General features: G+C 34.6%; 10 protein-coding genes. 3 read left to right on the forward strand and 7 right to left on the reverse strand.

The genetic code is table 11. The features are described 5' to 3' along the window. Positions 1–138 precede the first annotated feature (138 nt). The 3 genes from ACYSNX_RS06645 to ACYSNX_RS06655 form a co-directional block, all read right to left on the reverse strand. Positions 139–483, reverse strand: a complete 345-nt coding sequence (locus ACYSNX_RS06645; protein WP_461753897.1) for a DUF2853 family protein — start codon at positions 481–483, stop codon at positions 139–141. A 69-nt stretch (positions 484–552) separates the two neighbouring features. Next, positions 553–2,208 (reverse strand): 2-succinyl-5-enolpyruvyl-6-hydroxy-3-cyclohexene-1-carboxylic-acid synthase, encoded by a 1,656-nt coding sequence (gene menD / locus ACYSNX_RS06650; RefSeq protein ID WP_461753898.1) that lies wholly within the window; start codon positions 2,206–2,208, stop codon positions 553–555. An 83-nt stretch (positions 2,209–2,291) separates the two neighbouring features. Next, on the reverse strand, positions 2,292–2,789 hold the full coding sequence (locus ACYSNX_RS06655; RefSeq protein WP_461753944.1) for a glutathione peroxidase: 498 nt from the start codon (positions 2,787–2,789) through the stop codon (positions 2,292–2,294). 454 nt (positions 2,790–3,243) lie between these two features. Between ACYSNX_RS06655 and ACYSNX_RS06660 the strand changes: the two genes are divergently transcribed. Next, the gene (locus ACYSNX_RS06660) at positions 3,244–4,119 is read left to right on the forward strand and encodes a prephenate dehydratase (RefSeq protein ID WP_461753899.1); all 876 of its coding nucleotides are present in this window, start codon (positions 3,244–3,246) and stop codon (positions 4,117–4,119) included. A gap of 76 nt (positions 4,120–4,195) precedes the next feature. On the opposite strand, the gene ACYSNX_RS06665 is transcribed toward ACYSNX_RS06660, so the two are convergent. The 4 genes from ACYSNX_RS06665 to ACYSNX_RS06680 form a co-directional block, all read right to left on the reverse strand. Then, positions 4,196–6,325 (reverse strand): efflux RND transporter periplasmic adaptor subunit, encoded by a 2,130-nt coding sequence (locus ACYSNX_RS06665; RefSeq protein ID WP_461753900.1) that lies wholly within the window; start codon positions 6,323–6,325, stop codon positions 4,196–4,198. Beyond that, a complete protein-coding gene (locus tag ACYSNX_RS06670) occupies positions 6,318–7,637 on the reverse strand; it encodes a TolC family protein (RefSeq protein ID WP_461753901.1) in 1,320 nt (439 codons plus the stop codon). Before ACYSNX_RS06670 ends, ACYSNX_RS06665 begins: the two co-directional genes overlap by 8 nt. Then, positions 7,627–11,475: an efflux RND transporter permease subunit gene (locus ACYSNX_RS06675; RefSeq protein ID WP_461753902.1), complete on the reverse strand. Its 3,849-nt coding sequence runs from the start codon at positions 11,473–11,475 to the stop codon at positions 7,627–7,629. Before ACYSNX_RS06675 ends, ACYSNX_RS06670 begins: the two co-directional genes overlap by 11 nt. A gap of 319 nt (positions 11,476–11,794) precedes the next feature. After that, positions 11,795–12,211 (reverse strand): hypothetical protein, encoded by a 417-nt coding sequence (locus ACYSNX_RS06680; RefSeq protein WP_461753903.1) that lies wholly within the window; start codon positions 12,209–12,211, stop codon positions 11,795–11,797. Positions 12,212–12,512: 301 nt separating this feature from the next. On the opposite strand from ACYSNX_RS06680, the gene ACYSNX_RS06685 reads away from it, so the two are divergent. Next, positions 12,513–13,625 carry a porin gene (locus ACYSNX_RS06685; RefSeq protein ID WP_461753904.1) on the forward strand — a complete coding sequence of 371 codons (1,113 nt, stop codon included), beginning with the start codon at positions 12,513–12,515 and terminating at the stop codon, positions 13,623–13,625. 123 nt (positions 13,626–13,748) lie between these two features. After that, positions 13,749–14,108 carry a hypothetical protein gene (locus ACYSNX_RS06690; RefSeq protein WP_461753905.1) on the forward strand — a complete coding sequence of 120 codons (360 nt, stop codon included), beginning with the start codon at positions 13,749–13,751 and terminating at the stop codon, positions 14,106–14,108. The last annotated feature ends 57 nt before the right edge of the window (positions 14,109–14,165 follow it).

The following is a 14,165-nucleotide window of genomic DNA, read 5'->3' on the forward strand; positions in this document are numbered from 1 at the left end:
CTATACTTCTATACATGACATCTACTTAAAAGTATCGTAAAGTTAAGAACCGCCTTGGTACGGATCCGTATGCCAGGTGGTGTGAGAGGTCGGCTGAAGAAATAATCTTCAGCCTCCTACTCGATTTCTTGAGTTATATTATTTTGCGTAAACAGCTTCTTTCTTAAAGTGAAGTGTCAGTAGGTAATATACTACCGCTCTATATTTTGTACGGTTGGATTTACCATATTGTTCCATTACTTTGTCAATACCTTGATCTAGAGCGTCTTTTTCGCTTAAACCTAGTTTTTTAATTAAAAAATTATTCTTCACTGTAAGTAGTTCTGATTCAGAGCTACTAGCTACTGTACTAGAGTCCTTATTGTAAATAGAAGGTCCACAACCAATGGTTACTTTTTCTAATAAATCCATATCTGGAGTTACTCCGCATTTTTGCTTTAAATCCTCTGCGTACTTTTGAATTAATTCTGCTCTTTTGTTCATACGGTTATAGTTTTAGTTAAGGTACAATTTACGAAAAAAAAAGATCTTAAATAGCCCTTATTTCTTAAATCACATATTTTGGTAATATTGCTTTAATACCGTATCATTTATTAAAGTAGGAGTAGTGATTTCTAATATCCCAGGTTGCTCATTATGGCTGAATAAATCTTGTAAGCTAGCTTTTAATTGAGTAGAATCCTTTGCTGAAAAATAGTTGAAACCATACATTTTAGCTAAATGCTCAGCATTTAATTGGTGAGTGGTTTCGAAAAAAGTATTAAACAAAGGAGTGTTCTGATGTCCTGGTAGAAATCTGAAAATCCCACCACCTTGATTGTTTAAAACAATTATTTTAAAATTCTTTGGAATATAATTATTCCAAAGAGCGTTACTGTCATAAAAGAAACTAACATCGCCACTAATTAAAACAACAGGCTTTTCCTGTACTACACTTGCTCCAATAGCCGTAGAAGTACTACCGTCTATACCACTAGTGCCTCGGTTTGCAAAAACTACTACTTGTGGAGAGTTTGGGAAAATTTGGCTATATCGAATCACTGAAGAGTTACTCAGTTGTAATTCTATATCATTTGGTAAAGCTTGCATGATTCCTTGAAAAGCTTTCATATCTGACCATGGAATAGTATCAAGGTATTGCTCTTGCTTTTTTTGCTTCTCACGGTTTATTTTCAAAGCAAATTCCTGGTAAGAGCTCTGGGTATTTGTAGGGTATAATTGGGTTAAATTAGAGAAAAAGCGTTCAGGAGTATCTACCACTATATCGCTTAATGCTCCAAAAGTATCATAATGGCGTAATAAATCTACATGCCAATGTTGTTTTGGACTTAATTCTCTTAGTAATTTTTTGATGTTTTTGCTAATAAGCATTCCTCCAAAAGTAACTAAAATATCACAAGAAAACTCCTGGATTTCTTCTGGGGTTAAATGCTGTAAAAACCGATCTATATTGCTAATAAAGTTTGGGTGATGCAAATTAGAGGTTGTTTGACACAATACTAAAACACTTGGGTCTTGTCCTAAGGATGCTATAATTTGCTGGCTTAAGACTCCAGGGGCATTACAACCTATAACAAGAAGTTTTTTCTTTGCATTTTGCCATTTCTCTCCAAAAAGGGGATAATTGGTGATTTGCGGGTCAATATGTACCATGTCCACAAAGGTTGGATCTACACTTAACTCTGTGGTAGTTTGGTATAAAGGCTCTTCAAAGGGAGCATTAATATGCACAGGGCCTTTTTGAGCAATAGCACTATTTATGGCATTGTTTATTAAAATGTCATTTTCTTGGCTTGCTTGTTGGCTTAAGTTGGCATTATATAAAATGTGATTGTTGAAAACATCTTTTTGTCGAATGGTCTGACCATCTCCAATATCTAGTTTATCACCAGGTCTATCGGCAGAGATCACAATAAGGGGAATCTGGCTATAATAAGCCTCCGCTATACTTGGATAATAGTTAAGCACAGCAGAACCCGAGGTACACACTAAAGCAGTTGGGAATTGAGTTTGCTGGGCTATACCCATAGCAAAAAAACCAGCACATCTTTCATCGGCAATACTATAACAAGTAAAGTAAGAATCACTAGCAAAGCCAATAGTTAGTGGCGCATTTCGTGAACCTGGGGATAAGATAATATGCTTGATTTTTTTTTGCTTACAGATTTGCAGTATACTTTGGGCTAATTTTATTTCTGGATAAATCATATAAACATAGAATAAGACCCAAAGATACAAACAAACTCAGGTATTTTGATTTAAAAACGATAATTTTTGGGCTCTAAAAGTAATTAACTTTTAATCCAGTCTTTAATTTCTTGATCTGTTGGAAGTGTTCTAGGTCCAATTACTTTTTCTAAATGCCCATCAGGTCCGATTAAGTATTTTTGGAAATTCCATTGTACTTCACTATCCTCTAATTTGTTAAGTTGTTTTTGAGTTAAGAATTGGTATAAAGGAGCTGTGTCATCTCCTTTGACAGATATTTTACTCATCATAGGGAAACTCACCCCATAATTGGATTGGCAAAATGCTGCAATTTCTTGGTTACTTCCTGGTTCTTGGTCTGCAAAATTATTGGCAGGGAAACCTATAATAATAAAGTCTTTGTCTTTGTACTCTTTGTATAAGCTTTCTAATTGTTCAAATTGTGGGGTTAAACCACACTGAGAAGCTGTATTGACAATCATTACTTTTTTACCTTTTAGGCTGGCTAAATCAAATGGTTCTCCGTAAATATCTGTTACTGTGAACTGATATATACTTGTAGGGTCTTGTGTGTTTTCCATAGTTAAAGTTGTATTAGAGTGCGTAGCTGTGCTAGTATATGCCATAGCGTAAGAGGAAATAAATACTGCTAAGGCTAAGATTATTTTTTTCATAATTGTTTTCTTTTGGTAGTTACGCTATAAAGTTACGAATCTAAATAGAAAAAAGCCATAAGTCGGAGGTTTATATTTTGTTAAGCTATTGTCTAATAAGAAGCAGGCTATTGGTTATTTTGTAGATGAATAATTATAAAGGGCGAACATTGTGATTTTTATTAATAAAATAAATTACGTATTGAATTGTCAAATTGTTAGTGGTTTTCGATATAAGTAGTAAAAACATTATCAAATAGGTTAATGCACTTGTATTGTTGATGAAAACGCATTTCGATCAATTATTTTAAAGGCTTTGTGAGTTAATAATGAAAGAAAATTTTAACTTTGATAGTTATTTATTTACCAAACCAAAAAAATTATGAAGTCCGTAATTATTCAAGGAATCAAAGGCTCTTTCCATCACGAGGCGGTGGAGCGCTTTTTTAAAGAACAACCAGTTGACATTGTTGATAGTCCAACTTTTAATTCTCTAGTTAAACAAGTAGTGGATAAAAAAGTGGATTATGGAATGATGGCAATGGAAAACTCTATAGCAGGATCTATTTTACCTAACTATTCCTTGATGACTAAAAAGAAACTTTATGTAGGAGGAGAGATAGCCCTTCCTATTCGCCATCATTTATTGGCTTTAAAGGGTCAAACATTAGATCAAATTGAGGAGGTACGTACTCACCCAATGGCATTATTGCAATGTGGGGATTTCTTAGAAAATCACGAGCACTGGAGAAAATTAGCTATGGATGATACAGCCACATGTGCAAAAAATATTCAGTTAAACCAAATGCATGGTGTAGCGGGTATTGGTTCGGCATTAGCTGCTAAGATGTATGATTTACAAATTTTGCAAGAAAACATTCACGATGTGTATGATAATTTTACGCGTTTTTTCTTGATTTCCACAGAGCCTGTTCACGTAGATGATTTTGATAAGGCTACTTTGTACTTTTTTACCGATCACCAAAAAGGTCGTTTAAGTAAAGTACTGGAAATATTAGCAGAACACGAATTAAACCTTACTAAAATTCAGTCGGTTCCTATTTCAGGAAGTGTATTTCAATATTCTTTCCACGTTAATGTGGTATTGGTAAATAAGAATTATGATTTGTATTATCAAGCATTGGAAAAAGTAAAACAAGTTACACAGCATTTAAGCATAATAGGGGAGTATAAAGAGGATAAATTGGTGATACAAAAGCCAGTAGAGAATGTTCTTGAACCAAATTTAACCTTCTAATTAATTGCTAGAGGATTAAAAAAAAAGCATTAGAAAATTATTCTAATGCTTTTTTTTATCTATTAAAGAGATTTGTTTAATCTCTTTGGTATTGACAACAACCATGAAGGTTTTCATAGGTTTGCTCAGATGCTTTATCAAAAGCTGTATCATGCCCAGCTAATGCTATCGTTTTAGAAACCTTAGCAAGATCTGTTTTAGATGGATCTATATCTAAATCTAAAAGCTTAGTGTCTACATTCCAAATAGCAGAGTTAACCCCTGTTAATGCTGATGCAGCAGCTTCTATACGTTTTTTACACATTCCACAATTTCCTTTTACCTCTAAAGTAAGGTTGCTTTTTGCCTTAGGTGTGTCTTGTATTCTTTGGTATTGACAACAACCAGGTAGGGAATCATAGGTCTTGTCCTGTGCTTTGTTTAAAGCGGTGTCATGACCAGCTTTTGCAATACTTAAAGAAACTTTCTCTAAGGATGCTTTTGCTTTATCTATGTCCAAACTTAGGGTTTTGTTATCTACATTCCATGTAGCTTGATTTACTCCAGCAACAGACATAGCTGCAGCTTCTATACGTTTTTTACACATGCCACAATTCCCCTCTACAACTAAAGTAGTTAAATGATGGTTCTGTTTTGTTTGGCTTGGCTTTTTATCCGTAGTGTTTCTTTCATATAAACAACATCCTGGTAAGTCTTGATAGATGCTATCTGTTGCTTTGTCTAAAGCAGTGTCGTGACCTACTGTAGCTATTGCCTTTGAAATTTGCTTAAGGGAAGTTTGCTCTGGGATGAATATTACTGTTAATTCTTGATTATCAGCTATCCAGTCTGCTTTTAATACTCCTGGTAATTGTAGGGCAGCATCTTGGATTCTCTTTTGACACATTTCACAATTTCCACTTACATGTAAAGTTTGAGTAAGACTCTTTTCTAATAATTTGGGATCAATTGGGTCCTCTAAATTCATCATACTAGGCTTTCCTTCTAATTGAGCACTAGCATCAATGATAAATACCCCATTGGTTACAATTTCTTGTCCATCCATTAACCCTTCTAAAATTACATAACTCTGTCCTAAATTCGGACCTAATACCACTTCTTGTAACATAAAAGTAGGAGAGGAGGTACCTTGTACTTTAGTATAGACAATAGATCTTTTTCCGGTCCATAAAACAGCTGATTTAGGGATTACAATTTGATTGTTGTATTGGGATAAAGCTGCTTGTATAGTTACTGTTGCATACATAGCCGGAAGTAGGTTTAAATCTTTGTTTTCCACTTCCACTCTTACCTTGGCAGTTCTACTACTTGGATCCAATAAAGGATTGATGAAAGAAATAGTCCCTTGCATTTTTTCTCCAGGGAAACTCTGTAGAGTAAAACTAACTTTGTCTTTTACCTTTAAAAAAGGCAGATCTTGTTCATAGGCATCAAATACAGCCCAAACTTTAGATAAATTAGCAATATCATATAAAATAGTTCCACTAGAGATATAATCTCCTTGCTGTACATTCTTACTTACTACTGTTCCTTGGGTGTTGGCATAAATATTTACAATTGCAGATGCTTTTTTAGTATCAATAATGTTTTGAATTTGTGCATTAGACATTTTGTAAAAGCTCAACTTTTCCTTTGCAGCTTGTAAAAGTAATGGCTGAAAATCTTGCAGTTTTATAGCCTCTAATAATTCTTGCTGTGCAGCATATAATTCAGGTGAGTATACAGAGGCTAATAATTGTCCTTTGTTTACTTTTTCTCCAGTGAAATTTACATATAGCTTTTCAATTCTTCCAGCAACATGAGAGCTTTGGCTATTTTGCTGGGTTTCGTCTACTTGTATGCTACCATATAATTCAATGTCCTTTACAGGATCTTTACTACTTACAACAGTGGTTTGTATATTGGCTAAAGCAACTGCGGATTTGCTCATTACAATAGCATTTGGATCTAAATCTTGATCAGAATCTCCATTTGTAGCCATTGGAGTTAAATCCATTGCACATAAAGGACATTTTCCTGGCTTGTCCATTTTTATTTGTGGGTGCATCGAACAAGTCCATACTACACTTTCTTGTTGTGTTTCTTGGCTTAATTCATGGCTATGGCTAGTGGAACCAAAAATCATATAGCCTAGTAAAAGTCCTGCTAATAGAAGTACACTGTACTTAACTGTGTTGTTTTTTAGTATATTTTTAATCTTACTCATGATCTAAAGTATTTGTAACGTTATTGCCAATTAAGCTTTCTATGGAAGCCACGATAGTGTTGAAATCTGTAATGGATTGGGACTGTTTTAATTGATAGTCCATTAATAATCGCTGGATTTCGATCACATTGGTTAAATTGCTTTTCCCACCTGAAAACTCCGTTAGTACTAAGTTGTAAGTACTTTGGGCTAATTGTAGTTGTTTTTGATATAGTGAAATAGTGTTTAAAGCATCTTGCATTTGTGTACTAAGGGTGTAATACTTATTTTCTAGTGTATTTACCGTATTTTGCTGTTGCTCTATAGCACTTTGTCTATATAGTTGGGATTGTTTTTGCTGTGATTTATATTTTTTTCTAAACACAGGTAAACTCACGCTAAGCATTGGCATAATCATGTCCTTTCCATTCATGGATCCCATGGCAAGCATTTGATCAGAGGTTTTGCCAATTATCATATACTGCACTCCAACACCTATCATAGGGTAGCTCATCTTTTTATTTAACACTCCTTGTGCTTTATAGGCTAGTTGCTGCTCTTTTAATAATTGTAAAGCAGGGTGATTATTGTGCATTAGCTCAAAAACTTGTTCTTTATCCCATAAGAATTCACTTTGCTCTACCTTAGAAGGTAAGTCCACTTGGGTATCTAACTCTCTGTTAAGTAAAGAATTAAAACTAGCAATCTCTCGCTTTAGGTTGTTTTCAAGGATGTCTATATTGTTTTGAAGCTCTAAGATATCCAGTCCAATTTTCAGTACGTCAGACATTGAGCCTGAACTACCACTTTGGTTTGGTGTAGAGAATTTAGCAATCGCTAAATCCTCTAGTTGTTTAAGTAGTTTTTTATTTTCCTGTGCTATGACAATTTCTTGTTTTGTTTGCGCTAGTAAAAACCACTGTTTTTTCACCTGTAAAACCAGCTCTTGTCTAGCAAGAAGATATTGTTGGTATTGCACCAAAGAAGTGTGGTAAGCTTGGGTTTTAGCTGCTTTTTTTGAGCCAAACCAAGGAAGCATTTGCATAAGGGTTATATCTCCAATGTTTTTACCCCCTACAATATCCATAGGTTTGGTTAAAAAGCCCATAGAAAGTTCTGGGTCATCAAATTCTCCAGCTTCTTGGATTTGTTCTTGAATAGCTAAAAAAGTTAATCGTTGTGCTTTTAGATTTGGATTATTATCTATAGCATACTCTAAATAACTTTGTAATTGCGGCTGTTGTAAATCATTATTTTGACTAAAACCTACAAAAGGCAAAGCAACAAATAGCAGTAAGAATTTTATATTGGATAAGGCTAGATTAGTTTTCATTTTGAGCGATTTTAGCATTTTTTTTATTTTCGTTTTTAATGGCCCATTCTCTCCACATACATTGGAATACAGGTACAACAAACATAGTCATAGACTGAATTAACATACCTCCAAAGGTAGGGATAGCCATAGGTACCATGATTTCTGCTCCTTTTCCTGTACTGGTAAGAACGGGTAATAAGGCAATTAATGCCGTAGCTGTGGTCATAGCAGCCGGACGAACTCGTTTTAAACCAGCATATACTACTGCCTCGCGAATTTCTTTATTGGTTTTTGGATCTCTTTCTTCAAAGGTGTCGTGAATATAAGTTCCCATTAAAACACCATCATTGGTAGCAAGTCCAAATAAGGCAATAAACCCTACCCAAACGGCAATACTTAAATTAATAGAGTGCATTTGGAATAAATCCCTCATGTTAACCTCTCCTACATGGAAATTCATGAACCAAGGTTGTCCATATAACCACAATAGTATAAAACCACCAGCAAAGGCTACAAATACTCCAGAGAAATGGATAAGTGAGGCGGTGATTGTTCTAAATTGGAAATATAAAATAAGTAGAATAGCCAATAAACTCAGTGGAATTACAAAAAGTAAACGAGCCGAAGCTCTTTCTTGTTGTTCGTAATTTCCAGCAAAATCATAACTAACTCCTTTGGGAAGTACAATTTCTCCTTGATCGATTTTGTCTTGTAAAAATGCTCTAGCAGATTCTACTACCTCTACTTCACTTAAATTTTCTACCTTGTCAAAGATGATGTATCCAATTAAGAAAGTATCTTCACTTTGGATCATTTGAGCCCCTTTGGCATAAGTGATATCTACTAAATCTCCAAGTGGAACCTGAGCTCCTAATGGTGTAGGAATTAATAAATTAGCTAATGCCTCTGGAGAATCACGTAATTCTCTAGGGTATCGAACTCTAACAGGGAATCTTTCTCTGTCTTCTACCGTAGTGGTAATGGCCATTCCACCTATAGCCGATTCAATGATTTGTTGTAAATCAGCTACCATTACTCCGTATCTGGCCATGTTGGCTCTATTAAGGTGCATTTCAATATAAGGCGCTCCTACCGATCTGTCATAAAATACCGTTGAAGCCATAATAGAAGGAGCTTGTTTTAAAGCGCTTTCTAAAATTTTACCTCCCTTTTCAATACTTTGTAAATCTGGTCCAGAAATTTTCAGTCCCATCGGGGCTCTCATTCCTGTACTAAGCATTACCAACCTGGCTTCAATTGGCTGTAATTTTGGAGCAGAGGTAACCCCTGGAATATGAGATACATTAATGATCTCCTGCCAAATATCTTGGGCATTTTTAATATGAGGACGCCACTGTCTTAAAAACTTACCGTTTTTATCTAAAATCAAACTATCTCTATCTACAATTCTAAAGTTTTCTTTTGGATTGTAATAAGAGCCATCAATTAAAGCGAACTCTCCATGTTTGTTTACTAAAAATCGCTCTCTATGTCCATTTACATCTAGGATATATTCACTTCTGTAATTAATGGTGTTTTCGAACATTTGAGTAGGAGCAGGGTCTAAGGCCGAGTTAACTCTTCCCCATTTTCCAACTGTAAGTTCTACTTCAGGAATATTGGTAATACGCTTGTCTAAAGCTGCTATTAAATCCAAGTTTTGCTCTACACCTGTATGCGGCATAGTTGTAGGCATTAGTAAAAAAGAACCTTCGTTTAAAGCAGGCATGAATTCTTGACCGATACCCGGGAAGCTTTCCATACCTTTTTGCCATAAGGCACTTTGTTTTACTTCTTTATATCCAACCACTTGTAGGGTAGAGGATATAGGTTGGAATGTTTTTTCAAAACCAATCCAAATAAGCACTCCGAAAATAACGGTGAAAATTGGAATGGACATAAACTTCCATCTATTGTTTAATGCCCAGCGTAAAATAGCTTCGTAGTAAATAACAAGTAGCCATAACAATCCAAGAATAAGTCCAATTGCCATTACTACAAAAAAGAAGTTCAGACCCATGCTTTGCTCTGTCCCTAAAGGCAGCCAATGAATCGTTAAGTAATAAGTAGTGATAAATAGGGTTAAGGCTACATTGATGTAGTTAACTATTTTTTCACTATAATATCTAGGTGTTATTAAGTTATTTATACCAGCTAAAGTAATTACAAGGCTAATAAATTGTCCTGTGTAAATAGCTAAAAATACCCCAAGAACTATAAGGGCATAGTTGGCTAAGTTTCTTAATTTTTTGGTATTTAAACGAATAGAATAAATATAATAAGCTAAAGTAGGTAGGATGATTAATCCTAAGAATAAAGCCGATAATAAAGCAAAGGTTTTGGTGTAAGCTAAAGGCCTAAAAAGTTTTCCTTCTTGAGCCTGCATAGCAAATACTGGTAAAAAGGAAATAATAGTTGTTAGCATAGCAGTTGTTAATGCTCCAGAAACTTCTGAAACAGAACTAGCGATTAGATCAACGAATTTTTTCCCTTTTAAGACTACACCTTCTTCTTTGGCTTGGTCCATATGGCGCAAGATACTCTCCACAAAGACTACTCCTACATCAACCATTACACCAATGGCAATAGCAATACCTGATAGAGCAACTATATTGGCCTCAATACCCATGTATTTCATGATAATGAAGGTAGCCAATACTCCAATTGGAAGTATACTTGAGATAACAATAGAAGCCCTTAGGTTAAATACAAGTACAATAACTACAATAATACATATAAGAATCTCATGGGCTAGTGCTGTTTCTAAGGTACCAATGGTCTCTTGGATTAAGCCCGAACGATCATAGAAAGGGACAACTGTAACTTTGGAAATAGTTCCATCGGAAAGCGTTTTTTGTGGTAAACCGTTTTGAAGAAGTTCGATTTTTTGTTTAACATTATCGATCACCTGCATTGGGTTTGATCCATATCTAGCCACTACAACTCCTCCAACTGCATCAATACCTTCTTTATCTAGACCACCGCGACGGGTTGCTGGTCCAAGATTTACAAAGGCAATATCTTTAATTTTAATTGGTTTATCGTTAATTAGTGTGACTACTGCTTGTTCGATATCTTCAATATTTTTTATATACCCGAGCCCTCTTACTAAGTACTCCACTTTATTTATCTCGATGGTTTCTGCCCCAATATCCAAATTAGTTTTTTCAATGGCAGTCATTACATCTATAATAGAAATGTTGTAGGCCTTTAAGGCATCGGGATTAACTTCAATTTGGTATTCTTTGATATATCCTCCAATGGAAGCCACCTCGGCTACTCCTTGAGCAGAGGCTAGGGCATATTTCACTTGGAAATCTTGAATGGTACGTAGCTCATCTGGATCCCATCCTGGAGTTGGTTCACCAGTTTGAGGATCTCTACCCTCTAAAGTATACCAGTAGATTTGTCCAAGAGCTGTGGCATCTGGCCCTAAAGAAGGAGTTACATCCTTTGGTAGAGTCCCAGGAGGTAGAGAATTTAACTTCTCTAAAATTCTCGATCTACTCCAGTAAAACTCCACATCTTCTTCAAAAATGATATAAATAAAAGACATTCCAAACATGGAGCTACTACGGATAGTCTTAACTCCTGGAATACCAAGTAAAGATGTGGTTAGTGGATAAGTAATTTGTTCTTGAATATCTTTAGGAGATCTTCCCATCCACTCTGTGGCAACAATTTGTTGGTTATCTCCAATATCAGGTATGGCATCTACAGCTACTGGGTCACTTGGTAGAATACCGCCGTGCCAATTAAATGGAGCAGTGATAAGCCCCCAAACTAGGACTATAGCTAATATCAATAAGGTAATTACCCTATTGTTCAAAAAGTACTTAATGACTTTATTAAGCATGTTGTTTACATTTAAAAAATTGAATATGATTTTTCATATCTACGGTTTTTCTATAGGTGAAAATGTAAAGTTTAAGATAGGTGAAATGCCTGAGAATCCCCAAGACAATTCTCTTAAAAGTAACTGTAAAAACAAGGTTCTAAAGAATTGCTTTACAAATAAACACCAGTAAAAAAACAATAGAGTTTAAAAGGCAGATTTTTAAAGAGTAGTCTGCCAACATGGAACTAAAGCAAGAGGTAGGTTACTTTTACTAGAGGTTACTCAAAAAGGGGAGTATCTTCTAGTTAAAAGTAGTAGTTCCATTATAAAGTAGAAATCATATTCTATACACACATAGGTAATCTAAGCGGTCTATAGTATAGAACTTATAGCCGTTTTTACCTTGTGCACTAGGTGTATTAACAAGCGTGATTACGCTAGATGTATCGAGTAAATAATTGGAATTAAACCACTTACTTTTGATTAAATATTCTGCCTTTCTTTGAGTAGGAACATTTAAATTATGGGTTATAACTCTGTCCATTGTCGTGGAGGAAACTCTAGCTGAGCTCATACTCTGACAACATAAAGCTTCCATAGAGGAAGTTTCTGCAGTACTTGGACAACAAGTCATAGAGGTGTTTTGTGAACTACAAAATAACTCTACTTGCTTTTGTGTACTCCACTCCATAGCTGGCGCTGCTACTGTGATAACAGATAGTAAGCAAAGCAATATGGGTAGAATTCTTTTCACAAATAACCTTGTATAGGGTTTAATAAAACGATAAAAACAAAGATAGTATTAATTTGCTAAATAAAAACTCCTCTTAATAAGTAAAAGAAAAACTTTTAGAATCTTTAACATTTTAGGGTGTTTTTTACCACCTAATAGAAGTAAGTTATAAATACATAGTTTAAAGGTGAAGGAAAAGTTAATACCTAGATATTAGAAAAGCTTGATAATTATGTTATTAGCGTATTTTTCGATATTTTATGTATAAATAGGTTGTGAGGTAGGGTAATTTGCAATATTTTAGTTTTTCACTTATGTAATTATGAAGAATAAAGTATTGTTTTTTTTACCTTTTTTGATCCATTTTACCTCTTATGGACAAACTAATATATCCGTAGAACAAGATAGCCTGGGTAGTCCAACCATTTATGGGGCAATTAAAAAAGAATTGGGGATTCCAAATAAGCAGCAGTCCAAACTCATTCGGGTGTTTTTAGATTCAAAATACGAGAATGCTACAAAATTTAACGGCTCAGAATTAGAACAAAGCCAGTTTAAAGTAGTGCAATCCCGCGTTTTTGTACAAGGAGAATATAAAGATAAGCTTTCTTATGCTCTTCGTTATCGCTTAAACGAACCAGATGGTTCAAAAGCCTTAGAATTTGCTTTTTTGGATTATAAAATAAACTCCCATTGGAGTGTAAGTATGGGTAAGCTGTTTACAGCCTGGGGTTCCACGGAGCTTTCCTATAATAGCGCTGATTTATATATGTTTTCCAATATTATTAGCAATGCTGAATTATTTGCTCCAGGTTTTAGTGTGAGCTATGAATTTGATAATCAGCTCTTTAAACTTCAGTTTATTTCCCCGGGTAAACAGTATGTATCTCAGGCTCATAAAGATAAGGCTTATGCAGGTTTATTTCTTTGGGAAGGTTTACTTTTTAAAGAGCATTTAAAAACAAGATATGGATATGGTTTATTTCAGCATGATGCCAATAAATTCTATTCTTGGGTTACCTTAGGAAATCGTTTAACTATTAATAATTTTATGATGGAGCTAGATTGGATTTATGGAGCAAGTAATTTGGCCGATAAGCAATTGGATGACATGCTAGGGGATCATAAACTTAGTACTTATTATGTGAGAGATAATGTTACTATGCTTAGCTTTAAATATCGCTTAAACAAAGTAGTGCCTTATATAAAATTGATGTATAACTATCGCAAGGATTTACAAGTAGATACTTCCTATAGCTATAGTGGGGTATCTGCGGTGGTAGAATACTATCCTTTTTCAGATCCTACTCTAAAAGACTTCCGACTATTTGGGGGGTATAATTTTTATCAATACCATTTTAAAGATAAAGTCTTAAACAATAAAGACCAACATTTAATTGCTATAGGGCTAAGATGGATGGTCCCTTTATTTTAGTAGAATTGTAAAACTTTCTTTGGACCCTAGGCTTCATACCTTTAGCTTCTAAAATATTATCTAATTTTGAACAAATTTAAAGAGGCTCTTAGAATTTAGTCTAGGTGTTAGTAAATAAAGAGAATGGGAAAAATGGTAATGTTTTTTGGAATGTTAAGTATGTTAGCTGTCTTTGGTTGTAAAAAATCTATAGAAAATAATAAGCAAGTAGCTAGTGATTTAGCACCTATTTTAGTGGACAGCCCAAAGACACGAAATTGCAATTTTACGGATATAGATGGTAATGTTCTACAACTGAGATTTGATCCAATTAATAATTGGGTAGAAATAGCGGTGGACCAAAAATTTGTAATACTACCTTATATCGATAGCCAAGAATATGGAAGTTTTAAAGATGATGTGTACGAATTTATTAATGCAGGTGATGAAGTTCTATTATTAAAGGAAGATCAATTGATATTCATTGCTCCTTTTGGTAGGTAGTTTAGGCCTTTTGTTAGGCTAAAGTAAACAAGGCAGGTAAATAATTAGTTTTATCTT

Source organism: Myroides sp. LJL115 (assembly GCF_054871665.1).